This window comes from Paenibacillus wuxiensis (genome assembly GCF_040195695.1).
Lineage (GTDB): Bacteria > Bacillota > Bacilli > Paenibacillales > Paenibacillaceae > Paenibacillus_B > Paenibacillus_B suaedae.
On sequence record NZ_JBEFZI010000006.1, the window covers coordinates 487,159 to 511,993 of the forward strand.

General features: G+C 45.9%; 30 protein-coding genes and 1 pseudogene. 1 reads left to right on the top strand and 30 read right to left on the bottom strand.

Annotation, left to right across the window (positions count from 1 at the left end; translation table 11 throughout):
* Nucleotides 1-13: 13 nt before the first annotated feature.
* The 4 genes and pseudogenes from ABN764_RS16135 to ABN764_RS16150 all read right to left on the bottom strand — a co-directional run bounded on the left by ABN764_RS16135 (nucleotide 14) and on the right by ABN764_RS16150 (nucleotide 2,993).
* Entirely contained in the window at nucleotides 14-847 is an 834-nt protein-coding gene (locus ABN764_RS16135) for a protein phosphatase 2C domain-containing protein (RefSeq protein ID WP_446672508.1), read from the bottom strand.
* Nucleotides 847-1,611, bottom strand: a complete 765-nt coding sequence (locus ABN764_RS16140; RefSeq protein WP_446672555.1) for a vWA domain-containing protein — start codon at nucleotides 1,609-1,611, stop codon at nucleotides 847-849. Before ABN764_RS16140 ends, ABN764_RS16135 begins: the two co-directional genes overlap by 1 nt.
* Before the next feature lie 135 nt (nucleotides 1,612-1,746).
* Nucleotides 1,747-2,499, bottom strand: a pseudogene (locus ABN764_RS16145) (serine/threonine protein kinase); the annotation flags it as partial.
* Between the two features lie 41 nt (nucleotides 2,500-2,540).
* A complete protein-coding gene (locus ABN764_RS16150; protein ID WP_139070730.1) occupies nucleotides 2,541-2,993 on the bottom strand; it encodes a hypothetical protein in 453 nt (150 codons plus the stop codon).
* Nucleotides 2,994-3,061: 68 nt separating this feature from the next.
* Between ABN764_RS16150 and ABN764_RS16155 the strand changes: the two genes are divergently transcribed.
* On the top strand, nucleotides 3,062-3,433 hold the full coding sequence (locus tag ABN764_RS16155) for a hypothetical protein (protein ID WP_065293173.1): 372 nt from the start codon (nucleotides 3,062-3,064) through the stop codon (nucleotides 3,431-3,433).
* 2 nt (nucleotides 3,434-3,435) lie between these two features.
* Here ABN764_RS16155 and ABN764_RS16160 read toward each other — a convergent pair whose 3' ends face one another.
* The 26 genes from ABN764_RS16160 to ABN764_RS16285 form a co-directional block, all read right to left on the bottom strand.
* Nucleotides 3,436-3,786: a hypothetical protein gene (locus ABN764_RS16160; RefSeq protein ID WP_446672509.1), complete on the bottom strand. Its 351-nt coding sequence runs from the start codon at nucleotides 3,784-3,786 to the stop codon at nucleotides 3,436-3,438.
* The gene (locus ABN764_RS16165) at nucleotides 3,776-4,069 is read right to left on the bottom strand and encodes a hypothetical protein (protein WP_446672510.1); all 294 of its coding nucleotides are present in this window, start codon (nucleotides 4,067-4,069) and stop codon (nucleotides 3,776-3,778) included. Before ABN764_RS16165 ends, ABN764_RS16160 begins: the two co-directional genes overlap by 11 nt.
* 39 nt (nucleotides 4,070-4,108) lie before the next feature.
* On the bottom strand, nucleotides 4,109-4,837 hold the full coding sequence (locus tag ABN764_RS16170; RefSeq protein WP_446672511.1) for a hypothetical protein: 729 nt from the start codon (nucleotides 4,835-4,837) through the stop codon (nucleotides 4,109-4,111).
* 20 nt (nucleotides 4,838-4,857) lie between these two features.
* Nucleotides 4,858-5,811, bottom strand: coding sequence for a M23 family metallopeptidase (locus ABN764_RS16175; RefSeq protein ID WP_446672512.1), 954 nt, complete (start codon nucleotides 5,809-5,811; stop codon nucleotides 4,858-4,860).
* Between the two features lie 18 nt (nucleotides 5,812-5,829).
* On the bottom strand, nucleotides 5,830-6,444 hold the full coding sequence (locus ABN764_RS16180) for a hypothetical protein (RefSeq protein WP_446672513.1): 615 nt from the start codon (nucleotides 6,442-6,444) through the stop codon (nucleotides 5,830-5,832).
* A gap of 31 nt (nucleotides 6,445-6,475) precedes the next feature.
* The gene (locus ABN764_RS16185) at nucleotides 6,476-8,935 is read right to left on the bottom strand and encodes a hypothetical protein (RefSeq protein ID WP_446672514.1); all 2,460 of its coding nucleotides are present in this window, start codon (nucleotides 8,933-8,935) and stop codon (nucleotides 6,476-6,478) included.
* Between the two features lie 32 nt (nucleotides 8,936-8,967).
* The gene (locus ABN764_RS16190; RefSeq protein WP_446672515.1) at nucleotides 8,968-9,969 is read right to left on the bottom strand and encodes a hypothetical protein; all 1,002 of its coding nucleotides are present in this window, start codon (nucleotides 9,967-9,969) and stop codon (nucleotides 8,968-8,970) included.
* A gap of 7 nt (nucleotides 9,970-9,976) precedes the next feature.
* The gene (locus ABN764_RS16195) at nucleotides 9,977-10,426 is read right to left on the bottom strand and encodes a hypothetical protein (RefSeq protein ID WP_268624616.1); all 450 of its coding nucleotides are present in this window, start codon (nucleotides 10,424-10,426) and stop codon (nucleotides 9,977-9,979) included.
* A 15-nt stretch (nucleotides 10,427-10,441) separates the two neighbouring features.
* Nucleotides 10,442-10,729 (bottom strand): hypothetical protein, encoded by a 288-nt coding sequence (locus ABN764_RS16200; protein ID WP_268624615.1) that lies wholly within the window; start codon nucleotides 10,727-10,729, stop codon nucleotides 10,442-10,444.
* Between the two features lie 12 nt (nucleotides 10,730-10,741).
* Nucleotides 10,742-11,179 (bottom strand): hypothetical protein, encoded by a 438-nt coding sequence (locus tag ABN764_RS16205; RefSeq protein ID WP_446672516.1) that lies wholly within the window; start codon nucleotides 11,177-11,179, stop codon nucleotides 10,742-10,744.
* A gap of 19 nt (nucleotides 11,180-11,198) precedes the next feature.
* Nucleotides 11,199-11,594, bottom strand: a complete 396-nt coding sequence (locus ABN764_RS16210) for a hypothetical protein (RefSeq protein ID WP_446672517.1) — start codon at nucleotides 11,592-11,594, stop codon at nucleotides 11,199-11,201.
* 6 nt (nucleotides 11,595-11,600) lie between these two features.
* Nucleotides 11,601-12,026 carry a hypothetical protein gene (locus ABN764_RS16215; RefSeq protein ID WP_446672518.1) on the bottom strand — a complete coding sequence of 142 codons (426 nt, stop codon included), beginning with the start codon at nucleotides 12,024-12,026 and terminating at the stop codon, nucleotides 11,601-11,603.
* An 87-nt stretch (nucleotides 12,027-12,113) separates the two neighbouring features.
* On the bottom strand, nucleotides 12,114-12,668 hold the full coding sequence (locus ABN764_RS16220; protein WP_446672519.1) for a hypothetical protein: 555 nt from the start codon (nucleotides 12,666-12,668) through the stop codon (nucleotides 12,114-12,116).
* Nucleotides 12,669-12,810: 142 nt separating this feature from the next.
* Nucleotides 12,811-14,805, bottom strand: coding sequence for a hypothetical protein (locus ABN764_RS16225; RefSeq protein WP_446672520.1), 1,995 nt, complete (start codon nucleotides 14,803-14,805; stop codon nucleotides 12,811-12,813).
* Between the two features lie 5 nt (nucleotides 14,806-14,810).
* Nucleotides 14,811-16,640: a pilus assembly protein CpaF gene (locus ABN764_RS16230; protein ID WP_268624609.1), complete on the bottom strand. Its 1,830-nt coding sequence runs from the start codon at nucleotides 16,638-16,640 to the stop codon at nucleotides 14,811-14,813.
* Nucleotides 16,641-16,654: 14 nt separating this feature from the next.
* Nucleotides 16,655-17,446, bottom strand: a complete 792-nt coding sequence (locus ABN764_RS16235; RefSeq protein ID WP_446672521.1) for a CpaE/TadZ family protein — start codon at nucleotides 17,444-17,446, stop codon at nucleotides 16,655-16,657.
* Nucleotides 17,443-18,015, bottom strand: a complete 573-nt coding sequence (locus tag ABN764_RS16240; protein WP_268624607.1) for a hypothetical protein — start codon at nucleotides 18,013-18,015, stop codon at nucleotides 17,443-17,445. Before ABN764_RS16240 ends, ABN764_RS16235 begins: the two co-directional genes overlap by 4 nt.
* Nucleotides 18,015-19,079, bottom strand: coding sequence for an SAF domain-containing protein (locus ABN764_RS16245; protein ID WP_446672522.1), 1,065 nt, complete (start codon nucleotides 19,077-19,079; stop codon nucleotides 18,015-18,017). The genes ABN764_RS16240 and ABN764_RS16245 overlap by 1 nt, the downstream gene beginning before the upstream one ends.
* Before the next feature lie 43 nt (nucleotides 19,080-19,122).
* On the bottom strand, nucleotides 19,123-19,701 hold the full coding sequence (locus ABN764_RS16250) for a hypothetical protein (protein ID WP_446672523.1): 579 nt from the start codon (nucleotides 19,699-19,701) through the stop codon (nucleotides 19,123-19,125).
* Nucleotides 19,694-20,065: a hypothetical protein gene (locus tag ABN764_RS16255; RefSeq protein WP_065293194.1), complete on the bottom strand. Its 372-nt coding sequence runs from the start codon at nucleotides 20,063-20,065 to the stop codon at nucleotides 19,694-19,696. Before ABN764_RS16255 ends, ABN764_RS16250 begins: the two co-directional genes overlap by 8 nt.
* A gap of 38 nt (nucleotides 20,066-20,103) precedes the next feature.
* Entirely contained in the window at nucleotides 20,104-20,973 is an 870-nt protein-coding gene (locus ABN764_RS16260) for a PP2C family protein-serine/threonine phosphatase (protein WP_446672524.1), read from the bottom strand.
* 5 nt (nucleotides 20,974-20,978) lie between these two features.
* Entirely contained in the window at nucleotides 20,979-22,544 is a 1,566-nt protein-coding gene (locus ABN764_RS16265; protein ID WP_446672525.1) for a DUF6382 and FHA domain-containing protein, read from the bottom strand.
* 27 nt (nucleotides 22,545-22,571) lie between these two features.
* Nucleotides 22,572-23,087, bottom strand: a complete 516-nt coding sequence (locus ABN764_RS16270) for an A24 family peptidase (protein ID WP_268624601.1) — start codon at nucleotides 23,085-23,087, stop codon at nucleotides 22,572-22,574.
* A 27-nt stretch (nucleotides 23,088-23,114) separates the two neighbouring features.
* Nucleotides 23,115-23,891 carry a TadE/TadG family type IV pilus assembly protein gene (locus tag ABN764_RS16275; RefSeq protein WP_268624600.1) on the bottom strand — a complete coding sequence of 259 codons (777 nt, stop codon included), beginning with the start codon at nucleotides 23,889-23,891 and terminating at the stop codon, nucleotides 23,115-23,117.
* A gap of 33 nt (nucleotides 23,892-23,924) precedes the next feature.
* Nucleotides 23,925-24,629: a TadE/TadG family type IV pilus assembly protein gene (locus ABN764_RS16280; RefSeq protein WP_446672526.1), complete on the bottom strand. Its 705-nt coding sequence runs from the start codon at nucleotides 24,627-24,629 to the stop codon at nucleotides 23,925-23,927.
* Nucleotides 24,626-24,826, bottom strand: coding sequence for a Flp1 family type IVb pilin (locus ABN764_RS16285; RefSeq protein ID WP_446672527.1), 201 nt, complete (start codon nucleotides 24,824-24,826; stop codon nucleotides 24,626-24,628). The genes ABN764_RS16280 and ABN764_RS16285 overlap by 4 nt, the downstream gene beginning before the upstream one ends.
* Nucleotides 24,827-24,835: the final 9 nt, after the last annotated feature.

Sequence of the window (24,835 nt, forward strand, 5' to 3'; positions counted from 1 at the left end):
TACAACTTCGCAGTCATAGCCCGTCCCACAGGTCGCGTCCCCATCGAATATGGAAAAATGCCATATCATCACTCGAGGCATCCAATGCTTCCTGCTTAATCACCTGAGATAACAATGCCGGCGTCACCGGATTATGAAAATCTAGCACATGCAATCCGTCCGTATAGAGTAGAACTTCCCCGCCATTGCCGATATCCCCCTGTTGCAACGAGGCACAATAAATGTGAGCTTTTCCATGGACAATGCCAGATTCACTATTCCATTGATGAGACGTATGGAATTGATCCCCTAGCAATTCACTTGTCTCCTCAGCACCCTGCCAGAGTCGTATCCGAAGATCGCCATGCCAAGCGAGACGTATGCTTCCTTCCGGCCTAGATAAGCTCGGCAGATCTACTCTTCCGCAAGCGAACATCGTGCCGCTGCCTTGTCTTTTCTTCGCTTGTAATACTTCGCGAAGCATGCCCTGAATATGTTCTGGAATCGAATGATCTTCGAGTTCCTTCCTCGCTCGAGCAGCTGCAGTGTCCAAAACCACTGCCAACTCACGTTCGAGCATGGAGGCATCCAGCGATGCTCTGCTTAATGACGCCAGCCACTCCAACAGGCGGTCACCTACAAATCTCGCAGCGAAGTCGCCATAATACGACATACTAATGCCGTCACAAAGCACGAATACGATCGACTGATCCGATTCCGCGAATGTGCAATAATCTTGACCGGTATCTCCCGATGCTCGCGACTCCGCTGAACGCGAATAACCGTACCGATAACTCCAACCTGACCTGATCTCTTCTCGAAACAAGGTTTCCGACGTTTGCGGAACATGAACACATACATCCCTCATTAGCGCACCGGCGTCGCTGCAGACATCTGGAATCCTAACGAGACCAGATCTGGATTCGTCCCTGGGAACATGAGCATCGCCCCTTCGGTCAAATTGTAGTTCGCATCAAGCATCATTTCGCGATAGCTCTCTGGCATCACAGAGGACATCTTTTGCAATTTAACGCCGTATTCATCCGTAAATACGGTATCATCGTGTACGCCAGACCAACGTTTCGGCTCATCGATTGCATGTTCCAGCACATCATCGGAGATAAAGATGTTCTCGACAAGTACATGGCCATCAGGCACGGACATCGCTTGAATGCGGCGTACAATCGGTTCCGGGTCTTCGCCAGAATATACGCCATCCGTCATATGGCAGATGAGCGGAGCCGGGCAGGATTGCATGAACGGCAGCTCTTGCTGCAACAACTTCTCCGCATACAAGAATGCTTCGGCCGTATTCGTATATCGATACGTGCGCAAATTCGGCAAATCGCCGGCCCCCATAACTTCATCGATTCGTTTAATACCGCCTAGCAAATCATGCACCTCATCGCTATAAGCCAAGATAGCGACGCGATAGCGCGAAGAGATGCGGCTCCCTTTCGTGGATCGGAATACCATTTGCCTTAAAGCAACATAGAGAGCGTCCCGCACCACATCGATTCGACGCCTACCTCCATCCGTCAGTGTCATCGAGCCACTCACATCGAGCAGATAGATAACTAGCGCCGGATGACTCTGGGTCGCTTGCGTCGTATACGGCTCACGCTGCACCATCTCATGCTCACGTACCCTCGACTTCGCTGGATACGCTGCCAGCTGTGACGGAGTTACCGCTTCGGTTCGCATCAAGATCGTCTCTGTCACCTGTGCGCTTGCATACATGACCTGAATCTGTAACAATGCTTCTCGTACCTCACGTACACGCTGATACCGTCGATCAGGGTTCGGGTCTAGCATCTTCAGTAGGACATCCAGCGTCTCTTGCGTCACATCACCTAGTGTCGTTCGAATCGATTCCCGATGTTGGAAGTAGAACTTACCCTTCGAGAGCAAATAATACAGAACAGCCCCCATCGCATAAATATCCGTTCGCTGATCCGTCTGCCTTCGCTCGAACTGTTCCGGTGCCGCGAATGCGACCGTCCCCATTTGAACTGTATCCGCGAATTTATCTTGATCGTACGCGCGGGCAATCCCGAAATCGATTAACCGAATATTGTCGAACTCATCGATCATCATGTTCGAAGGCTTCAAATCCCGGAATATGATCGGCTTCGGTTGCTGATGCAGGTAGTCCAAAATATCGCATAATTGCAGCATATATTTGAAAATTCGATGCCTTGGCAACTGATTCGCTGCCGCTTGAAATATCTCTTGCAGCGTTCGTCCTTGAATGTACTCCATCACGAGATAACAGCGGCCCTCTGAATCCGGCTCGAAATAATCCGCGATCTGGGGAATATAAGGGTGCGACAGACGCGATAGCAACTGAGCTTCCTCTAGAAACATCTCGGCCCCTTGATGCTTCACCATTTCTTTCATAGCCCACGCTTTGTTATTCAGCTTCGTATCATGAACCAGATATACTGCCCCCATACCTCCTTTGGCTATAAGCGTCTCTACCCGGTATCGATTCCCCAATATGGTTCCAGGTTGTAGCACGATTTCTCACCGCCCTTGTTCTCATCCATTCACCTTGTGTTCTACCATACTTCCTCTACCCTATAACCGTTAGAAAGAAATGATATCTTCCAGAACTCCACCATATCGTCGCCAAGCGCGACTTTGATGCCCCGCCTTACTTTGATCGGTATGTGCGTAAGTTCTTTGCGCAGCAATACACCCTGATCCTCGTAGGTCAGAACGCTCCACGTTCGAACTCTGTATTTGCGCGTACCGAACATTTTGGGCGGATTCTTATATATTGATTCCAATATCTCGTTGCACAGCGTGCTCGTTGCATATTGACTAAAATAGCTAATTTCAATAGACTCATGAGTGAGAATATAAGCATCGTCTGCCCGCTCTAGAAAATCATATAAATCCGAAGAAATATGATCTGGAATTGACTTTCTTCGACTTCGAGCCAGTATAGAGAGCAGAGCTAGACATCCAACGAGCACCGTCAAAAGAAAGGCCATTGAATAGTAGGTCATTCTATCACCGCTTATCCGTTGTAATGATTCATCCCGATCTTGATCAACCCGACGAAGGAGACTGCATCATGAAAACCAAAGAAATTACTGCCGCACAATTCTCTGCGGCATTCGGCACGGATCGCATTGTACCCGGTTCATTTTCTTACTTCTTCTGCGATAATGGTATCGGAATCATCCGCGACAATCATCGGAAATCCATCGAAATCGTCACGAATGATGCTTCGGTTCCGACAGACATTTCATATGAGGAAGAACTGGTTCTCCTAAGCCTGGTCTGCGGCGAATTCCAGGAAGAGATTGTTATTCCCGCTCAAGATACGCTGGAAGACTATGAGACAAGAGAGAAGCATAGCCGTCGACCGCTCTATGCAATGTGGATCGGATACGCATTATTCGTCGCAATCTGCATCCTCGTCCTCCTCCTCGTATATCGTTAGATTCATTTCTTCAATCGAGCAATCCATGCTTGCTCAGCTTTCATCGCAGAGGATCCCCTTCTCATTTTCTGCGAATATTGCACCGCCCCTGCAAGCCTCCCATCAATGAATTGACTCGTTGCACCGAGAGACTCCATTAACGCTTCAACCGCTTGATTGATGCTTGCTGTACCCTCTTTCATCGTGCGCCCTTCCTCATTGGATAGGTCGAGATGCAGGGACTCTTCATGCAATTTCATTAACTTCTTATGGATTCCTTGAATACTCTTATGTGCTCTGTCTTCGAACTGGCGACTAGCCATATAGAGCGTCTCGAGCTGTACGGGGTCGAGTAAATTCGTCTTACCGCCCATAGTCCGCGTCCTCCTTATTCAACTGAACTAGAACAGGGTCTCCCGTAGGATTTTCAATCATCTGCTGAACTTGATCGACCACGTCAACTAGTTCCGCAATTTCACCTTGCATCTGTTCATACTTCTCTTCTAGAATCTTAATGAATGTCAAATCGCTAGATTCCGCTGCATTGTGATAGACTTCAATCAACGCCGTCACCTCACCATGAAGGATCTCTAATTCCTCTGCGATCATTACCATTACATCACGAGGATGCTCGTAACTTTCTGTATCTGTATTCATGCTCTCCTCCTTACTTGCTTGCCCCGTATCTTAACGTTGCTAGAGTAGCAGTTGTTTCGTCGCTCTACGCTCTTCTTGGGTCGATGCCGCTGGTTTCATCGCCGCTTCTACGAGATGCTCTCGCTTAGCCTTTGCCATCATCGATGTCTCGATCGATTCTACATTCTCCATAGGCTGATGCTTAGGTGCTGCATCTCGTACAATCGGTTGCTGCTGCAATTGCTGTTCTATACAGTCCTGCGCCGCTAGCCTCTCGCTGTTCGCAAGCTCTACTTGTCCCTCTTGAACAGTCATGCTTCGATACGTCGGCGCAGCCTGATAGCGTTCTTCATAAGGGATGGCAGATAGAAAGAATCGATCCCATGCCATCTCATATTCTTCTTTTGCGGTGAGGGAGAAGGATACGCTCTTCCGAATCTCTTGCGGTTTCAGAATGAAATTCCTCACGCTGATCATGGCCGTAATGGCATGCAATACTCCACAGCAAACCTCAATATTTCGTTCTAAAGCTCCGTCTACCAACCTTAAATAAGGAGCAAGAATATGCAGCGGTCTTGGCGCTTGCTGATAAAACCATTCGACAATCTCCTGGTTCACGCTCGTTCCGCCCACCAACTCCAATAAATGGTCCAAATCTGCATAACGATCCGTTAGAATAACTGCTTGATCATACACATCGCGATGAACATAGTAGTATCGATCCTCTTTGTGAAGAACGAGCGTGTTGATAGTCACTGGTATATATCGTTCTTTCGAACAGACGATCATTCGATGTTACCTCCGTCCTATTACTCGTGTGTTATGAATTTGCCCGGGTCCACGGCTTCTCCTCGAATGAACAAGCCCAAATGCAAATGCGGCCCCGTCGTCTGGGCTCCGGTATTGCCAGATTTCGCAATTTCATCGTATTGTGCAACTTTCTGCCCCGGAACAACCTCTAAACTCGATAAATGCCCATATAGTGTTGTAATACCATGTCCATGATTGATCTTGACATATTTGCCGATCGCGTAGTTGCTCGAAGCTTCTTCTACGACGCCGTGAAATGCCGATAGCACTGCCGTCCCCTCTGGAGCGCTGAAGTCCATGCCTTTATGAAATGTCATCGCTTCGCGCGTCACTGGATCAAGCCGTACTCCGAAAGGCGATGTCATGACGCCCGGAATCTCGAGCGGCGATTTGAATGTCGTTACCTCTCCCAATTCCGGGTACGTCGTAGCTTGTTTCACTCTCTCGCGCTGCTGCTCGACCTTGTTCTCCAAGCTCTTCAGCTCTTTCTCGCCTTGTGCCATATCTTGTGCCGGGACTTCATACGTGTGCACATATTGCGCAACCCAATCTTTGCGCAGCTGCTGCTTCGCCTTCAGATCATTCGAAATGGAGCGATACTTCGCATCCAGCGCCAGTATATCCTCCACCTCTTGATCCTTACTCTGTTCCATAGCGGTTATCGTCTCATTCAACGTATCGGATAAGGCGTACAGTTCTAGATCCATCTCTTTCAGCATGCTCTGTTGATTCGCATCATGCAGCCCAGCGGCCACAGCCAGCATCGTATTCGCGTTCACTTGATACGCTACCGCATGATACGCCTCTTCCATCTTATTCAGCTTCTTCCCTTCCTCGGCAGCATCGCTTACCGCAACGCCATACATCCGCAACAAAACAGAGGCATCTTCTGCATAGATCGTTGAACTGGATAGTAGAAACATAGCAAGTGCTAATCGAATGACTCTATTCATAAATGCCTCCTGTATTTATTATTTTGTGATTTTTATATCCCAGTAGTCCATTTGCGTGAAATCATCCCGATATACGATTCGAAATTCATCTCCCTCTGGAACGTCGAAGTACAAATAACCTTCTTTAGGAACATTCTTCACATAAGACCTCTCTGCTCTTAAACTTGCTTCGAGTTGCTCACCAAATACACCTGTCGCATATCCGATATAGTTATCGTCACCAAAATTCGTTTCATCCACTTTATAAACACTAAATTCATAATATTCAGATATCTCATCAACTTTTGGATCGATAGCTGTTATTTTCGCTTTAATTTTTAAAAATTGCTGTTGGTTTGGACGAAGGTTACCTTCATCTAAAAGCTCAAGCTTTTGCAGAGCCACTCCCTCCTCCAACGTTATTTCGAACCGCCCGATTTTCTTCGTTTTCTCTCCTATGAACTCGATCTTTCCAAGTAAATCATTATCTTGCTTGTTCTCCTTACTATCGCTCTTTTCTGTTTTCTGCTCCGTGTTTGTTGAGACAGCGGAATTATTCACGTCGCTTTGGGTCGTTTCCCCTTTACTTCCACATCCACTTACAATCAAACCAAAAACTAATGCCATCATTATTACTTTCCATGTTCTTTTCATTTGCAACCTCCGAATTTTGTATTTTAATTGACTAATATGACATCGCACGATCGCCATGTGTATAGATATACCGATTCCCTTCAACTCTTCCATTCATTTGAACCGTCGTATTCATTGCCCGCATGATCCCGGGTAGAAACCATAGCCGTATTGAAAACTCTGCATTGCCATTCACATAGGTCTGATGTTTACTTAAATCCTTTTTCGTATTAAACTGAATTAATGCTTGCATTCTCGATAATTTCTTCTCTTCATTGCTATGTAGAAGTAAGAATATTCGTAAATAATCTTTATAACCCAACATAATTTCTTGTAAAATTGGCAACCCAATAATCGGCACATTTTTCCCTTGTAAAAACATTCCTATATCTTTCACTGCTTTAACAACCCCATACGCAATCGCAGCTATCATAACTAATATTGGATGCCCTAGGGCTCGTACGGTTTTATCCATAAACCCTTCCAACGTCCTCAGCGCCAAGCGGAATAAGAACAACTCTCCATACGCCGCACTTATATTCCCTCCCGGTGTATCCAGACCATACACGATATACTCCAGTTCAGATCCTTTTACACTCATCATCTTCGTGAACTCAGCTGCGATCTTATCCATATCGGGTTTTGGCGATGCGAGTATCGGGCCAAAGTTCGGCTTGAAGCTGTTAAACCGCTGCACAGCATATTCATTCACATAGAGTTCATTACGCATCGTCATTAATAAGTTGCTCAACCCTTCGAACAGCTTGTCCATTGCACCCATCGCGGATTCCGCGGAATCTTCCATATCGTCCGTGATTGGGATGCTCGACTTGCCTCCCCCATCGTCCGTGATTGGGGTATTCGACTCGCCTCCCCCCACCCCGCCGGATGCAAGATAACTCTGATAGAATCCATCCAACTTGACATAATCCTCACTTGCTGTCTGAATCCCTTTTACCATCTTAATGATCGTGAACATATCCTTCATGCCGAACTCACCTTGCTTCTCCAGTGAAGGCGCACTCCCGTTGCTTCCATCCTGCTGCTGACTCTGCTTGGTTCTCGCTTGATAGACTTCGTTATCCTTCCGACGCTTCTCTTCTTCCGGATAATTGTTCGGATTGCCATGCTGCACAATCTCTCCATTCACCGCTTCATGCTTCGCATGCGTGCTGCCTGTCAACCCCTGCACGGGTGATACTTCCGGCGGATTCGTCGTCCGGTGATAGACCGTAGGCATCATACTCTGAAGCTGGCTTATGCCCGCCTTCGTCTCCATCAGTTGACGCTGTTCCGTGGCCAATTCCCGCTCAATCCGTTCAAAATAGCTATCTGGCAGAATTAACGCTTCCAGCTCTTTTACGACTTTATCCAGCTGCTCTTCAACAGCACCTAACTGCGGATCCGTAGATGTTCTACCTTCCGTCTCAGGTGCATTCGACACTTGTTCATAATTCTGCTGCTGCGTATCTTGCTTGGCCTTCTCCCATGCCGCCTTCATCTCTTGATTCGACTGCTTCGCACTCTCGATTGCTTCTTTCATCGTCGCATAGCTTTTCTCCATGTCCTTCACAGTCTTAAGCGCATGATTCATGGTCTGATGCAGACTGGATAGATATGGATTAATGACGGCAAGATTCCGGCTGATCTTCGCATCCAGCTCGCTGATTTTCTGATCCAAATAGCTGATCTGGCCCGAGAGCAATTCAATTTGCCTTTCTAACGATGACGTATTGATAGATTGACCTTCTGGCGCGCTGGCGATCCGAGCGCTTAACTCTGACTCTAGCGAGGATCTCTCCGTTTGTTTACTAGACCGAGTACCATCAAGCCGGTCACGTTCATAATCCATGGACTGCGTATCTGTGTACTTGCTATGAATCGTGCTATACTGCCCGCCTGCTTGCCGAATCTTACTGATGTCGGTTAGCAATGAACTGCTCTTACCGAGCAGTCCCTGACGCTCTTTCCAAAAGTCTTCCAGCTTCTTCTCCCGCTTCGTATAATGCTTCTTCATCTTCTTCGCCGATTTTGTCGCAGCCGATGCAGTCTTCAACACCTTCGCGAGCGGCTTGAATTTGTCCAGCATATTCAGCGTAATCTCGATCGGTGCCTTGTACTTCATGTCTTCTAAAATCTGCTGCTGCAAGATCACATGGTTGCCTAAGTCACCCGTCGTCTTCATCTGTGCTGAACCTCGCAGCAGTTCCGGCGTAATGAGTTGGAATCCGCCGTCTTCCGGCTTATTCAAGTTCTCTTCGATGATCTGCTCGAACAGTTCCTTCACCTCGGACTCCTTTACACCGAATAGACCATACTTTCCTTGCAGCTCCTGATCGAACGCAGCCAATACCGAACGCACCGCTGCTTGCACGGCCGCATCCGTCTGACGCTTCGCTGCCTGAATTCTGGCATAATCGATCAGCACCGCATTGAAGAAGAAAATGATAGCAATGATCGAAATGAGGAAGATCGAAACCGTTCCTCGTGTATCTCGTATGAACTTTCGCATCTGACACGCTCTTTTCTTTATAAGCCTTATTCCTACTTTTTCAATTCAGTTTCCGTATCAAAATAGTATCCTGCTAGCGCTGCTTCCTTCGCTGTGGAATAAATATTCTCAATAACAATGCCTTTCACGGGATCGACTTCCGTACTGACAGGCGCTTTATCCGCGAACGCATAATATTTCATTCCGTTTCTCGTATAGCCCAGTACCATCCGGGCACGATCAATCTTCGAACCTGCAATACTGAACCCGCTTATCGGCTTAGAAGTCGTTAACGTAACATTCTGCACAAGGACGAGCAGACTCGGTCCTTCAATAGGATTAACCCCGCTAAAGGTTGTCAGCTGACTGGGAATGTAGAAGAAATTCTTCCAATACGGATTAATCGTATTCGTCTCGTTAATCTGATAGGCCATATCGTTGGAAATGTTATTGTTAATAATCTCCTGCGCTTCACCTCTCGAAAGACTTCCGGTTGAGGTAGGCGGCAACCCTTGTATTTTCGATAGGGTGCTATCTGTTAAGGCGAGCGTCTCCTCCATCCCCATATTCAATCCATAACTCGTTCCCCCATAGGTATAGAGATAAGGCATTTTCATCCCGAACACCAAATCCCACTCCACTTCATTTGCGGGTGTCTCCGGATAATTTCCTGCTTCATTCGTCACCAATTGGTGCGAAGCAAGATAATACCCGTCATACCCAGCTACCGCTGCAACAGGGATGAAATCCTTAATTAATGCTTTATTCTCTGCAGACGGATACAGATCGTAATTGAATGCAAATACGTCCAAAAAGGTATCTAAGGCAAGAGCCGGATTTACGGTCACAGCTCTCTGCTTCGTATAATCCATATCCAAATTCCCTGTATTCAACATCGCCATCGCTCCAGCATCCGTCGCATAATCGATCGCATAAGATAGCTTCAAGCGCTCAATCTCATCTTTCTCTTGAGAAACATACTGCATATAACCAAGCAACAATGCAGCAATGAACAAGATTGCAACGATGTTCACGAATCCAAAATGACGACTCATCTGCCACCTACTTCCTCACCATGCCCGCTAAGGTCTGCTCGAATTTCGGCGAAGCAAGATGCAATATTCGATATTGAAGACGCTGTCCACCAGTATGATCAACCGCTTTGACCGTCACTTTGATAATATCGCCTTGATTCCACTTACTTAAGTCATCATTCAGCACATAAGACGTATACGTTCCTTGCTTCCCATCAGGATTGACGACTTTCATATATCGCTTCACTGTCGCATCCATCGTCATGCCATAAGAGGAGATGCCTAGGTAGAAATCCTCAAGATCTGCCTCGGATAAGCGCCCATTGTCTGTTACCTTATCAATGAAGTTCGTCATTTCATTCAGTATGCTTCGATTCATGGTTAGATCCTTGCCCATCGATTTGATAATTAACGGTCCCCCTACCAATATTACAAACGCTAATAATACCCCCAATATTTTATTGAATATGTCCGTCATGCTTCCAACCTCTCTCTACGTCCGGGCTAATCTGGATTCTTCGATAGCGAACAGTATATCTTTTATCAGCACGCCGTAATAGACCGAGACATGACCAGCCTCATCCCGATACTTCATCAGCGATACGATCTTCCCCTTCGCCCCTTTCTTGAGCGAACCGTACATTTTTTTCTTATATTTGTCCTTCGGATCCAAATACTTGAAGATTAGCTCTGCAGCTTGTCCACGCGCGAATGTCGGATCTGCGACTAGGACGGTCACCCCTTTCCGGTACAGGGGAATGTGTAGACCAAATAGTCTCATGTAATAACCTCCTTAACGGTGAACCTCCCAGAATCTCATCCCGGTCCCTGACGGGTCTGATCGCGGCCCCGCAAAGAGCGAGAGCTGTACTGGTGTCGACAGCGGCAATAGTGACCTTGCTTCCTGCAACATGAGTTCTTTATTCGTTAAAAAAACATCATCAATCGCAAACTCCCTTGGCGTTCCCATCATATTCAGACGTAGCTTCTTCGGCTCCGGTGTATATCGATCTGCTACGACGAGCATCATTAGGACATCATTCGTTGTCATCACTCGTGCTGTCGGGATGATCTCGCTCTCCGTCTCCAGCGCGGTCTTTTCAATCTGAACGCCGAACCCCCCTACATGCCCTTGGAATAACGGAACCGCGCAATAGATCATAATAGGGGTGAAGATCGCGAGTGCCATAATCAATGTCATGAGATCCAATGCATCATCTGCTTCATTCATCGAATTCCTCCTTAAAGGATTACTTTTTATCGAATTCTTCCATAACGATGACTTCATACGCATCCAGTTTTTTATCCGCGTCAATGACCTTTAACCTTATTTTCTTCGAGAGCATCGAAGTCAGATCTTCGATCTGCGTCACGTTAATACCATAAGCATTGCCTGACAGCGACTTCACGGCATTCGCATTCTTCTTCAGCATCATGAAGGCCGATGCGGCGGGAACTGGCCCGTAATGAGCCGTGTTGATTAATTCGGTTGCGAACGTCTCCGCTTGAGCCTCTTCTACGCTTGTGACCGCTTCGCGGCTGAACCCTTGACTCATCGCCCAGAACAGGCTAATGATTCCGATGATTACGGCGACCACGATGAGTGTGATCATCACATGGATACTATTGCTGACTTCATTATCCATAGGCTGCTAATCTCTCCTAAACTCAATTCGGATAAGTGCTCCGTTCAGATCGTATTCGAGATGAGCTTGATACGTTGCAGTTACACCCTCGAAGAGCTTCGTTAAATACAGCGTTGCGAAATGTTCTCTCTTCGTGTCTTCCGTCCACTTTAGATCAAAGTTCACGTCAGGTCCTGGGGAAGTATCAACCCATATGGCTGGCATGCCTCGCGATTCTCCGATCGCAGTAATGATATCCTGTGAATACACCGTCGTACCATTAAACTGCCTATACTGTCGATACTCCTTCACGAGCGCTACTGCATTATCATCCTCTTGCATAATTCCTGCACTATATCTAGCTAATCCTCCCAACACGACGATGAAACTAAGAACCAATGCTGCCGTCATCGCACTAATGCTAGCCCAAATGGCGGCTGGCCACTCATTCATAACATTCCCTCCTTTGTTTCTTACTCTATGAGAATCCGCGAAGGCATCGCATGCAGTTCGCGGATCCTAACAGTATGAAAAATGAAATTATTGCTGCGTGAAACAAACTCCCACGATTGTCCCCGTGTTATCTTTAATCAGTTCAGCTAGAAATTTAGCAGTTGGTCTTACATAAGCATTCGTTCCTGTTTGAGTTAATGGGATATAGACCATATTAGGTTTGGTAATGCCGTCTGTTGCAAAATCTTGAGTGTAGAATGAGTCTGTAGACTGTGCCTTCTTTAAATTACTATTGATAAATGTTTTGGAACCCGCAATATCCGTACCAGGTGTAGTATCTTTCAAAATAGCCCCATAGTTATAGCCCGAACTACCAGCTGCTTTCGGCTTTGTTATCATCGCAACCGGTCTTCCCTCAAACAATTTAATCGCCGATATTACTTGTGTACCAGATAGAATTTTCTGATCGTAATCATCGAACTGTGCCAATGCCATAGAATCCATGGAGTTCTGCACCGTCGTAATCCCCTGATTCGTCGTCCCCCGCGTAAAGCCTAGAATGACAAAGATAACCGAAATAATAACCCCAATGACAATTAACGCAATCGCTATTCGTGCGCCTGATCCCAATTCGCCTTCCATTGATTATTCACTCCTCAAATTTGATTGATAATTGATGCTAGGCATCTTTTTACTGAAGAACCCCTATCCTATACATGTTCATCGAACAAACTGCGCTGCGCGCCTCACCCCCTTTCTTGCGACTCTAGCTCTTCCCCTCGTGCTACGTGACATGCTTCAACGCCGCCATGAATTCCTTGAACCCGAGAATCCCGAGCGGGACGAGAATGTAGAGAATTGCGGTAAGCACGAGCGGCGCCATCGCCAGTGGACTCACCATCGACCGTTTCTTATTAAGGGTCGCATTCTGCGAAATCTCGCGAATCCGCATAACATGATCCCGCTCTGTCACAAGATCACTGAACGCTTCTGCGAGCGAAATTTGATGAATCGTCAGAATCAGCTTATCGACTAACCTTTTGAATCCAGGCAAAATCGCTTTGGCTTTTAACCGATTGAGTGCCAAGTCAGGATTCGAAGGATATTCATGATAAGCATCCAGAATCGCGTTCTTATGTACGCGGCTTTGCCGTTCCAGCCAGTACAATGTATCCAGCGTATCTGTCGATGTATTCATGAGAATCGAGATAATCGTCTGCAGTTGCAGCACATCTTCCTCACTCTCTGTCTTGAGCAGCCATGCCCTTCCCCGAAGCATCAATTCGGGAACCTTGTAAGCGATCAGACCGACAAAGAATGCAATAAGAACCATCCACCATTTGAAATAAGTATTGTAGTAACTCGTATATTTCTCTTGCAGACGCTTCACTTGTGCATCTTGGTCAAATGCCGGCAACTTAGGCAATCTAGCCTTTACCAGTTCCTTCGTCCTACTCTCGCTTAACATGACTGGCTCCGCCAAATACTGCCGATCCATTTCTTCCCGAATCCGAATATCCTTCGCCGTCAACTGCTCACCGCCAACGAGAGAAACTTCACGTACGTTGTTATAGACGAATTCCTTCCCGAGATTAACGGCGAAGAACATGCAGACTATCGTGATGACGAACGCCAAGACCGAGTACAGAATCTTGCTCGCATACAGATGCTTCAAGTCCGTCATACTCAGCGCGCCTTTAATGACTCGGAGCTTCCTTGCCTTCTTGAACTGCTTCTTCGGCATAATGTCCCGAACGATCTTCGCGTACCACTCTTTCCGAAGAAGATATAGCACAATGCGATTACGATCATCCTTCTTCACGGAGACTGCGCTATTCACCTTCACGATCACCGTATAACCAATAATCGAGGCGAGTAGAATGACTATACGGAAAATATAACCGAGCACACCATTGTAGATCACAGATGTACCAGGAATGATTGAACTGAAGAAGCTCTCGATAATACCGATTGCCGCAAGCGGGGCCACCGGCAAATATTCGAGCATTCCGAATCGTGCCTTCTGCAGCGAAATCCGGCGGATCTCCAAATTCACTTCATCCGACATCATCCCCATTGCTTGCAAGAAGTTAGAAGAACCATCGCGCAGCTTGGTATCACCGGAATTGTTCAAGATGTAACATACGCCTGCCAGCGTACATAACAGCTTGAACGGCGTCGTCTCATAGAATTCATCCAATCGTTTGCGCCCATTTACATCTGTAAGAATGGCATGAATCTCCTCGAACGCACGGTGGAGCTCTGAGCCTGTTTCCGTCTCCGCCACGGCTTCCGGAATCGAGTTCAGCCGCAAATAATTTTGCCGAAGCGAGGATAAAGACATCGAGAGCTGCTTCAAGAGCTTGAAATGCACGCTGTCAACCTGCTTGTCCACCAATACCGTATTTAGGATGATCGCATACATCACCACGAGCAGCGTAGAGAATAAATCCTTGAAGATCAAAGCTCCAGCAAGAACTAGTGCGATAGATGAGACAGTTGCAATCAGATATGAACGAACCGAATACACTTTAATCTCTTGGTTCGTGTAGACGGACAGCTCCGCGATCTTCGTCTTCACCTTCCTGTAGCTTCCACGAGTCAAGAAGAACTCGTCCAAGAACTTGCTTAACCGATAATAGGTAGATAACGATATGATGCCTTTCCGTTTCGGTGCGTTCAACTTCCGCCGAGCCATGGAACGTTTGCGATCCGAGACGATAATCATCGTGATACCGACTGTCGCAGTCAGGATAATCCCAATAAGTAGAAAGATCATAGTGACTATAACCTCCAATTATCGAGAATGAATTTCTTGAAATCCTTCACGTGATCTAATGGCATCACATCCAGCATCTTCTTCGTTAACTCCGTCGTGAACCAGTCATAAGTCTCGTAAGTGTTCGTATCCAAGTTGTACTTAAGAATATCCCTCGTCGTGAACGTCTTGCGATCCGTCTGTCGCGTATAATATTCCTTCGTAATTTCATTCATGGAATGTACCGGATCACCCTTATCGTAATCCGGATACGGCACGCTCACGTCGAGTTTCACGATCTCAGAGATTCGCTCGATGTATCTTCGTCCATCCGTCGTATAATTCAGGTGAATATCCACGCGGATGACATCGATGACCTGTTGCTCTGCGGTAATCATATTTCCTGAGAAACCCCCAGCATTAACGAGAGAGTTCCGAATCGCATAGACCAATTGCTCCGCCAAGTTCGCATGATGCGAAAATATCGTAAAGATCGAGGCAACTTGTCCCATTTGGATCATTCGCGCCGCAATTGGATCCGTTGCAACCTCCCCGACAATCGAGACGGCAGCATCCGATTTCTTCAAAGCATCTTGCAATTCCGAAGCCGATACATACTCCGTCTCTTGAACGGATAGGATGTTCCGCTCCGGATACAATTCCCGAAGGTACATCTCGGGAGCCATCTCCAACACGCGAATCGTATACCTTGGATCGATATATTTAACTGCGGCGGTCATCATTACGGTCTTCCCGGCTCCCTGTCGCCCCGTGAACCCACAGGTCACTTGTCCCATCATGAGGTATTGCACCAATTGAATCGCGAGAAATGCTTTATTGACGTAGGGCTTATCAATCAATGCCGGCAAGGATGAATCGCTTAGCGTGAATTTACGAACGAAAACAGCCCAATACTCAGCAGCTGGCGGTCTTAATGCCAATACCCTGGACTTATCGTACATGGTATTAACAAGATATCCACGCTTCTCCGTTAGTGGGCCGGGGTTATTATAACGACATAAGAGCTGTACGATTCGTCTCAGTTCTTCTTCTGAGTTAAAGTTCAAGAATCTTAGATGAATGTACTTACCGTTAAAATATAACCAGACAGACCTAGGAGCCTTCATGATTTTCTTCTCTTTGTTCAGGAGTGCACTTAGAATGGAACCCGATGTACCACAGTTAAATCCGTTAATATTCATCTCGCGCAATGTATCGATAATGCCGAACCCTTTATATTTCTGATAAATGATAATGGACAAAATATCGAGCATGACGGGATATGTTAATTCGAAATTTTTCTCAGCGTAAATCTCATCGATATCTTCATTCGTTATCAAGTAGGATGCCTGCGACTTGTCTTCGATCTCGAAACGTTCACGATCCAGATTGTACTCCTGAATCATCTCGGATAAGGCATCCTTGCCGAACTGCTTCTTATAGAAGTACATCAAAATCTCGAACTTGATCCGAGGTTCCATATAGTTCGCATGGAAATCATAGACTTCCAGTACCTCTTCCTCTGTCTTCAAGGTATCAGAGATAATACTGCGAATCAGATCCTGTACAATCAGCTTCGCAGAATCAATCCCATAGACGCAGTTGCGCATCGCATCTAGAATTCTTGCCCTCCGCTTATACATGGATTCGAATTCTTCATCTGCAAGACCCGAGAAATTCTCGTCTTTCACCAGATCGGCTAAGCTGTATTTCACGATATCCAGCAATTTATCAAGCGTAAGTTTATCGGAAAGTTCAACATCCGGCGTCTCACGCTTCGCCCGCAAATACAGAGCCCCGACCAAGACTAAAATACATAGCGAGGTAACGACGATGAGCACAGCATTTAAATCCATCCGTCTTCTCCTCCCTATTCCTGCGGCCAGGTTGTTCGACGACCTAAGTTCGCGAGTACCGTCATGACGCATTCTTTGAGATCATTGTTCAGTTCAACGACTCTCGGATCTTTCGCTAGAATGTAGGGAAGGATCGTCTGCAGCTTCCCCATGTTGCTTGTCCGGCGAATGAATGCGTTATAGCTGATCTTGGCGCAACGACGATGTCTCAAGCGCATGCGCTTCGTCGTATCTCGGAAAGCTTCGACGTAAGGATCATATTGGTTGAATATGTAGATCAGACCCTTATGATTCAGTTCCTTCATGATGCCTGCTGACTCCCAATCCTTCAGTCTGTCCCCTACATCCTTCGATTGGGTGAGTACCATGACGATTAAATCTGAATTCTCTAGAACAGACTTCGTTATCTCATCATAGATTTCCGTTACGACGTCCGTAATGATGATTTCGTGATTTAAGTTCTCCATGACGAACTTGAACAGTTTCGCATTATCTTCGTCCGAGATCGTCTCTGACGCTGTATCGATAATCTGCAAGTTCGGTACGCCAGGTACTTTCAGGCAATAGTCTTGAATCTCATCACCTGATATTGCACTGGCCTCCAACAGCTTAATGACTTGCGTAAGGTTGCGCGTCCTATCTTCAATTGCCTTCAATCCGAGGAAGCTGGAAATCGATTTATTATCGTTCCCCGCGTACGTTAAGCAAGTTGTCAACTGTTGCGTCTGAGCGATCGCTAACGCGAGCAGGACACTAACTGTCGTCCCGCCTTGCTTGCGGTCCGGCGTAATAACCGATATCCTCATTTATCCCACCTCCTTGTCAGCAGCTTGAATGCCGTTTTGCTTGTCATCTTGAGGCTCGGAGCAATCAGCGTCGCAAGTCCTTTGTTCAAGTCATTCGACGGCATCGGGGCAAGGATATGAAACGCCTCGAACTCTTCGACCCGCTTCCAGATCAGCGAGATCGGAGATACATTAATCGCCCCTTTCTCTCTTCTACCGTCGTAAGTCATCTTAATCGTGTGGTAATCGCCGATAAGATCTAGGATTGATTGCTCTTCCTCCCCTGGAGGATAGCTCTTCACGTATATCACGAGCGATAAATTCTCAGGGATCGTATCCTGCAGATCATAGATTATGTGTTCGAAATCATCTACCGTATAGCCAATCTCTTCGAAAATCTCGTCCGGCGATGCATCCGATACCGCAATCATGATATTCGCCATATGCCCTTGCGATTCGCCATGCTCCAAGAGTCTCTTGTAATGCCGATGATTGCTGAACAACGCTACATCTCCCGTTGCTTGCAGCAATTTCATCAAAGCGTAGATGACAGGTCTTTTGTCTGTATGACCGTATACGCCGATTTGCATTACTCAACAACACCTTTCTCAATATTTAAAGTCGGTGCTTCCGTCGGAGCATTATTCGGAGATGTATCTGAACTCGATGGAGTAGGCGTCGGAGCAGGCGTTGGGGCTGTTTCCGTTGCCGCTTCCGATCCGCCTGGATTCGCCAGTTCCTCCGCGTCTTTCCGAGCTTTCTCCTCGCTCTTCAATTGATTCGCTCCGCCGTCAACCTTCCCCTCAATCTCCTTGCGACCTGACGAGATATCTTGTCCCGCCTCTGGACTTACCCTCGAAATGCCGGCATCGATCATGCTCCGAGTGGAGTTATTCAGATCTGTGTTGATTTTAGATATAATGTTCGGATCCGCGACCATAATAGCTAGAATATTCTTCGGCACTGCATAGTACTGAATTGCTTCTTTCTGAATGCCCGGTTCAACGTACTTCGCCAAGTATAAGGATGATCCGTTCTTCTTCTGCAAGAAATAATCAATGAGAGAAGCTTGATACATATGAATTTCCTTCTCGTCCATTTTGAATTTAATCGTCTTGTCATGAATCGCCTCAACTCGCTTATGTGTCAACACAATGTAGTCTTCGCCAAGCGGATACACGATTCGGAAATCAACGTAGTCCCCAACTTTTAGTCCGATTGGCATGACATTTGCGACGACATCATATTCCCGCGTCGTATCATCGAGATTATCTTCCATTACCATGTCTTTACTAAGCACTGTACCTGGGGTAAGACCGATTCTGTAATACTTCCCGATAATCGACTCCGCATCGAGCACATAACTTTGATTCACGAGCGACTCCGGAAGCTGACGAAGTTCCAAGTCAGTCTCAGCGACTTCTTTACCTGGATATAAACCTTGCACACCATCTTTGATGGTCCAAATCCCTACCATAGGGCCCAATCTGTCAATCGTTGCTTGCAATGTAGCGATTTCTTGGTTGTACGATGCGGTAAGTTTTTCTTGCTTCGGCCCCCAAATCAGGAAATATTGCCCCACATTCGTCCCAATAAAGACAATCGCGATACCCGCAACGATCGTAATGGTCCGCCAATTCCACTCAATATTCATGGACTCTGTTCCCCCGCTGATAAGTCATTTTGTATAAATCGATCTACTTTACGAAAGCTTTGGAATCCGGAAGTTCCCGCTTGACGTCATCGAATACCTTCATCATGCGTTCAAGAATAATTACTCTGGCCATCCGTCCATTCTTTCTTAAATACATATCCATAGAACGATGATCATTATAGCTTCCTATGAGCTCCCAACCGTCATACAACAACGTGTCAATATATTTTGAGCTCTGTTCAATTGTCGCTGTATATGTATAAGGAATCGACTTCTCCATTCCAATCTGGAGACTTGCCGGATCTATCACCATCTGATTCGCTAAATAAGTGAAATTCTTAATCACAGTAGTTCCCTTTACTCTATGCATAGCCGGGAATACTTCCCCAGTTGCTTTTCTTAGTGGTTCAATCGATTGTTTGACCAAATCCTCCATATAGACGGTATCCCCCATCACATAACTCACGAAGTGCTCTTGATCCGTCATCGCTTCCTTTACGATCATCTTGGAAGTAACTTGATCTTCACTAGCCGTCACTTGCTGGGATTCCCGCACATAAATAAATAAAAATACAAGCGATAGTGAGCAGCTTAACATGGCTATCGCTGCTTTCTTATTCAAACTGTTTCACCGCTTCCCCGTTATAAGTCAGTTTCACGTTGCCAGCTTCGTCCGTGCTTAATACAATTCCGAGCTTGCGCAAGTTCTGAACCGCCTCTTGCAAGGTTTCATCCATCTGAATGTTGAAATTCATCTTGCCATAGAACACTTCCAGAACGTCACCCTTCTTCTTAAAACCCACATCCTCGACGCTCTCTACGCCAATGTCATTTGTAACATCATGAACGAGACCGTCTCTGCCAACATAATTCTTCACGATACTTAATAGAGCAGGATCCAAGCCTTTCTGTTGCTGACTCATCCATAGGAATCCACCAATCAACAATGCAATGAATCCGATTGTGAACATCGCTGTTCTTAACAATTTATCACCACCCTATCCATACATCGTTCATGTGATGACTAACGCTGATTCTTGATCAAGTTTCGCCAAAATGAACGGCGGGATCGACCAACTACTTGCTCCCGCGCTTGCATAATGACGACACTGACATTATCCATCGCATCTCGTTTGCAGGCAGATGCAACTAATTGATCGCTTATATCCTGCAATGAATCGTATTGAGATTGATGGCATTGAATAAGTTCAACCAATTCATCGTCACGAAATATGGAATAAAACCCATCAGTGCATAACAAGAACATGTCATCATGCCGGATATCTCCACAATCGCGATAGATTTCCAACTCTTGATTAATTCCTAGACAATGGGTCAATACATGACGCATAGGGTGACCATTCATCTCTGTACGCGCTAACCGACCGGCTGCAACCTCTTGTCCGACCCATGAATGATCCTTCGTCAATTGTTGTAGATGAAAGAGGTGTTGATGCTTACTAAGCATCCCTTGAGATGATAATTGATAGATTCTTGAATCGCCGGTATGATACACATAAAAACGAGACCGGTGTACAATCAAAACAGATAAAGTTGTTCCAGGTAACTTGCCTTGCGTCGTTCTAACGCGACATAAGGATGCGTTAATTTGCGCGAATAACACTGCGATCTCCTCGTCGAATGCGCTTCGTGGGTTCGGAGCCTGAATCAATGCAGCGTAACGCAAGTCCCACCATAACCTCACTTGTTCTATGGCGAATTGACTCGCGTAATCCCCAGCACCGTACCCACCCATGCCATCTGCAATGACGGCCAGCACATCTTGATCACCTTCTTGGTTTCGCTCAATCCTCAGAAAACAGCGATCTTCATTAACCCTTTTATTGGGACCTTCATCTGTCGATAATCCGTACGCCCAGTCATGTCTTATCAATCGCGCTACTCCGTTCTGAACACAAATTCCGTAGTGATGATCTTAATAACATCCCCATCTCGCAATACATAAGGTTGATTAGCCGTCATCGCTTCCCCGTTCAACACGCTTCCGTTCTTTGAATTCAGATCCACTGCATACCAATCGTTCTCTTCACGCTTGATTTCAAGATGTACACGCGATACTCCGGCAAGATCTTCAACATGTTGAACGGCAGTTCCATCCCGTCCAATTCGATAAGATGACATATGAATCACTTGCTGCATCACATGATCGCCTTTTCGAACTTCAAGAATCGGAGGTTTTTGACCGTGCAATGGTGACATGCCTTGATCCAGCAACACTGTTTCTTGCGATGTATCTGGTCTAAGCAACGTCGTCTGCATCGATAAGTTCTGGTAATATTGCGGATCGATTGAATCCGGTTGTACCTTTCCTTCTTGAATATTTATTTTCTTCTCGAATTGAATTTGTTTAGGTTCCACATCTTCTGAATGGACAACTACGTTCTTGCCCTTCTTGGATACCTTCTTGCTAGGACGAGGCTGCTTCGAATTGATGCTCTCTCCTTGACCTTGAACCTTAGCACCGAACCATAAATGCCGAAACTTAACGAAGATATAGGCCGCATCGAACGCAAGCAGCGATAAGCCTAGGCAGATTAACATCATGCCTTCACGAGAATCATCCAAATACAATTTCAATAATATGGCATTCGTTAGAACCAGCAATAATATGAGAACGATCTTCCCCCGTTGTTGCAACGGTTCGTATGCTCGAACTTCTAGCAATGAACCCACCTCTTCTTGATTCATCGACTTAGGTTTTGTCTGTGCTGCCGGTACTTCGCTCGCCTGAAGAGTCGTTCTCTTCAGGCGAGACCCCTCTTGTGCTGCAGCATATTCACGCTCTGCGCTAGGATGGCCGTTAGCACCTTGACTCGGTGCCGGACTCGGCTGATGAACTGGGCTGCTGTACGCTTCCTCATGAATCTCTTGAATATTATTCTTCAATAATTTCTTCAGATCGCTTATACGAAAGGCTTCAGTTCGACAATAGTTCAGAATTCGTTGGAATCCTTCACCCTTCACTTCTCTTACATAGCCGATTAAGCTCATGGCCAAATCACGAATCTCTTCGGCAACCGTGCGTTTATTCGCTAATTCTTTCACAGGAAGATAGCAGAGATGCACATCTTGAATACTTGTTCCGACATAAATAAAATTCTCATGCAGAACATAATTCTGCTCCAGCAGCATGTACGTCTTGTTATCTTCTAGCGCTGATACGATTTGGAAGAGCAATTCATAGTATTCGAGTAAGCGAATGGGAGCAGACGACAACACTTGTAGAAGTGGACGCTTGGAAGCGACATCATAGCGTAACTGTGCAGATAAATTGAATTCTTCTATGCTTACGGGCAATAATCTCGGTATCGAATTCGATTGGAGCATTTGAACTTGAAGGTTCATAAGCGCTGAACCACTCAACTGTCCATCGTGACCGAACACAAGAACATTTCCTTGATCTTGCAACAACTCATATGTAATTCCATAAATCTGTTGATTCATGTGCAAGTTCCTACTCCCTTTTATCTTTTATTGAATGAAATAGTAACAAGTCGTTATTGCTGCTGGTAGAACCGCATACATGAATGGAAACCTCATGTTGTCTTCTTTCGCAATTTGCTTAACGGAGTCTTTGCTGCGAAGCACTATCACACCGAGAAAATACTTCAACATGCGGCTGATTCGCTTCATAAATTCACGCCGAAACAGCAAAATGAACACGCCAATTAAGCCTGCGTACAAAATGGCGTACATCATGCAATACAACACATATTCAACGCCCGTCAGCGCGCCGATCGCCGCGAATAACTTCACGTCTCCCGCTTCCATCGCTTTCAAGAAATATAAAATCAGTAAAATTGCAAATCCAATCACTGCCGCTAAGCATGCGTGCAGGAAACCAGAAACTCCTCCTTGATATCCGTGGTATGCCAAGCCTACTGCAACGCCTGAAACATTTAACACATTCGGAATTTTGCTATACCTTACATCCGTATAGAACGCAATAAGGATAAATACACCTAACAAATAGAACTCTATGGGCACGACTTAACGCCTCTCTTCGCTGTGGGACTAACTCATACCAGACCATACCCGTTCCACTGCCTTCGATCTAATCTTAAAATCATAAGATATAAATGGAACAATGAGGCGGACCGTATACTCGACATTAACGCCGAATTTAGGATGCTTATCCGTGAGATTCGGCAATGTTAATTTGGTGATATTCAGATTTTTCTTATCGATAAGTCTCTCATCTACAAAACTCATAACGAATGGCCTTACCGCATTGTTCACTGCACTATTGACGCGATCCTTCATTTGCTGCTCGACACGCTTCGTATATTCTTCTAATGATTCGCTAGCCTCTTTAATCGGAGGAATTGCCTCTTTCTTAACTTCTTCCTTCAATTCATTTGTGGCAGCTGACAATATATGATCTTTCACGAAATCCGTCATAACTTGACTAATCATTGGATCTAGCCCCTGTTGTTCCAGTTGCTTCTGCAATCCATTAACAATCGGATCCGTCACGAGACCATCAATCTTCGAATCAATAAATTCTCCAGCTTTATCAACGCGTGCATCTGAATCCGTCGCCAGTTCATACACCTGCTGAACAGCTTCACCAAGCGGAGACCCCTGAAATGCATTAAACGCGTAAGATATGGGATAAATATGTGTCGCAGCTTGCTTTGTCATTTCCGTCGTCGCATTTTGAAGTGCCATTTGCGTAATCGTAAGACGAATAATAGCAATCAACAAAATAACAAAAGCAAGAAATAAAGGGAGCACCATCGCCGCTTCCAACGTGATGCTACCGTTTTCATTTTTGCGGAACCACTTCATGCTCTCTCCTTTTCAGCCTTTATCCGATAACATTTATTTTTTCTTCTTAAGAATCGACATGATCGTCGTTTTGGAAGTCGTCACCATCTTCTTGCCTGCATACAATGCGAAATCCACACTTCGAATAAACTCGGTCGGCTCTGTAATGTATGAACTCGCTTCCGCTTCAACGCTATCCTGCCTGAATAGTACCTTAATAAATTCGGGCATGCGCAGCGGGTTCTCCAGGCGAACCGTTACAGTCCGTTTGTAGAAATTATTCTTGTACTCGATCGATCCAGTTACACCTGGAGGCAGCGTGCTCACGGCACGCTGCAGCTTGTAAGCAACCAAATCCCCGCCCCTGGCAGGCTGTGAACGATCCGTTCCTGTCACAGTCAGAATCTTTGGCGAGCCAACTCGCGAGAACTGAAAAGTCAGCACATCGAGCAGATTGAAATCGCTGAACCGCCAATACAATCCATCGTTCTGCTTCTGTTGCTGTGTACCTGCGTCCTTTTCGTATGGATCATACGCTCCTGACAGTCCATCCTTGTAGGTGTTATCCCAAGTCCATGCAGCATTCTTGGCTGTGCGATCTGCGAGATAGTGCAGGGACGACTTCTGATAGACATATAGACTTAAAAAAATCAGTAAGATTGTTACAAGGAATATGATCGGAAAAACGAGGGAAGCTTCAATCGTGAAACTTCCCTTTTGGTTCGTAAAGAACCTTCTAGATTGGTTGTGGATGTTCATGGTTTTGGTGGTGCTTTGTCAAAATCTTTAATTGTTTTGTCAGCATTACCAAGAAGCTTCTGCACCCATTCCACAATATAACCCTTGAATATCACTGCAATAATAACGATAACCGCAATAATCAAAATAATCTCCAGCGTCCCAATCCCTTCCTCGTTCTTCCAAAATCGCTTCAATCCTTCTGTGAATCGTTTCATATTGACCCT

What these genes read in the sequence shown, in the direction of transcription:
- ABN764_RS16280 (WP_446672526.1), bottom strand. Translation starts at nt 24,629, where the DNA reads ATGAACATCCACAACCAATCTAGAAGGTTCTTTACGAACCAAAAGGGA.
- ABN764_RS16135 (WP_446672508.1), bottom strand. Translation starts at nt 847, where the DNA reads ATGAGGGATGTATGTGTTCATGTTCCGCAAACGTCGGAAACCTTGTTT.
- ABN764_RS16190 (WP_446672515.1), bottom strand. Translation starts at nt 9,969, where the DNA reads ATGAGTCGTCATTTTGGATTCGTGAACATCGTTGCAATCTTGTTCATT.
- ABN764_RS16160 (WP_446672509.1), bottom strand. Translation starts at nt 3,786, where the DNA reads ATGGGCGGTAAGACGAATTTACTCGACCCCGTACAGCTCGAGACGCTC.
- ABN764_RS16210 (WP_446672517.1), bottom strand. Translation starts at nt 11,594, where the DNA reads ATGGATAATGAAGTCAGCAATAGTATCCATGTGATGATCACACTCATC.
- ABN764_RS16165 (WP_446672510.1), bottom strand. Translation starts at nt 4,069, where the DNA reads ATGAATACAGATACAGAAAGTTACGAGCATCCTCGTGATGTAATGGTA.
- ABN764_RS16150 (WP_139070730.1), bottom strand. Translation starts at nt 2,993, where the DNA reads ATGACCTACTATTCAATGGCCTTTCTTTTGACGGTGCTCGTTGGATGT.
- ABN764_RS16205 (WP_446672516.1), bottom strand. Translation starts at nt 11,179, where the DNA reads ATGAATGAAGCAGATGATGCATTGGATCTCATGACATTGATTATGGCA.
- ABN764_RS16225 (WP_446672520.1), bottom strand. Translation starts at nt 14,805, where the DNA reads ATGATCTTTCTACTTATTGGGATTATCCTGACTGCGACAGTCGGTATC.
- ABN764_RS16285 (WP_446672527.1), bottom strand. Translation starts at nt 24,826, where the DNA reads ATGAAACGATTCACAGAAGGATTGAAGCGATTTTGGAAGAACGAGGAA.
- ABN764_RS16195 (WP_268624616.1), bottom strand. Translation starts at nt 10,426, where the DNA reads ATGACGGACATATTCAATAAAATATTGGGGGTATTATTAGCGTTTGTA.
- ABN764_RS16155 (WP_065293173.1), top strand. Translation starts at nt 3,062, where the DNA reads ATGAAAACCAAAGAAATTACTGCCGCACAATTCTCTGCGGCATTCGGC.
- ABN764_RS16235 (WP_446672521.1), bottom strand. Translation starts at nt 17,446, where the DNA reads ATGAGGATATCGGTTATTACGCCGGACCGCAAGCAAGGCGGGACGACA.
- ABN764_RS16220 (WP_446672519.1), bottom strand. Translation starts at nt 12,668, where the DNA reads ATGGAAGGCGAATTGGGATCAGGCGCACGAATAGCGATTGCGTTAATT.
- ABN764_RS16175 (WP_446672512.1), bottom strand. Translation starts at nt 5,811, where the DNA reads ATGAATAGAGTCATTCGATTAGCACTTGCTATGTTTCTACTATCCAGT.
- ABN764_RS16140 (WP_446672555.1), bottom strand. Translation starts at nt 1,611, where the DNA reads ATGGTGCAGCGTGAGCCGTATACGACGCAAGCGACCCAGAGTCATCCG.
- ABN764_RS16275 (WP_268624600.1), bottom strand. Translation starts at nt 23,891, where the DNA reads ATGAAGTGGTTCCGCAAAAATGAAAACGGTAGCATCACGTTGGAAGCG.
- ABN764_RS16265 (WP_446672525.1), bottom strand. Translation starts at nt 22,544, where the DNA reads ATGAATCAACAGATTTATGGAATTACATATGAGTTGTTGCAAGATCAA.
- ABN764_RS16170 (WP_446672511.1), bottom strand. Translation starts at nt 4,837, where the DNA reads ATGATCGTCTGTTCGAAAGAACGATATATACCAGTGACTATCAACACG.
- ABN764_RS16215 (WP_446672518.1), bottom strand. Translation starts at nt 12,026, where the DNA reads ATGAATGAGTGGCCAGCCGCCATTTGGGCTAGCATTAGTGCGATGACG.
- ABN764_RS16200 (WP_268624615.1), bottom strand. Translation starts at nt 10,729, where the DNA reads ATGAGACTATTTGGTCTACACATTCCCCTGTACCGGAAAGGGGTGACC.
- ABN764_RS16230 (WP_268624609.1), bottom strand. Translation starts at nt 16,640, where the DNA reads ATGGATTTAAATGCTGTGCTCATCGTCGTTACCTCGCTATGTATTTTA.
- ABN764_RS16185 (WP_446672514.1), bottom strand. Translation starts at nt 8,935, where the DNA reads ATGCGAAAGTTCATACGAGATACACGAGGAACGGTTTCGATCTTCCTC.
- ABN764_RS16240 (WP_268624607.1), bottom strand. Translation starts at nt 18,015, where the DNA reads ATGCAAATCGGCGTATACGGTCATACAGACAAAAGACCTGTCATCTAC.
- ABN764_RS16180 (WP_446672513.1), bottom strand. Translation starts at nt 6,444, where the DNA reads ATGAAAAGAACATGGAAAGTAATAATGATGGCATTAGTTTTTGGTTTG.
- ABN764_RS16245 (WP_446672522.1), bottom strand. Translation starts at nt 19,079, where the DNA reads ATGAATATTGAGTGGAATTGGCGGACCATTACGATCGTTGCGGGTATC.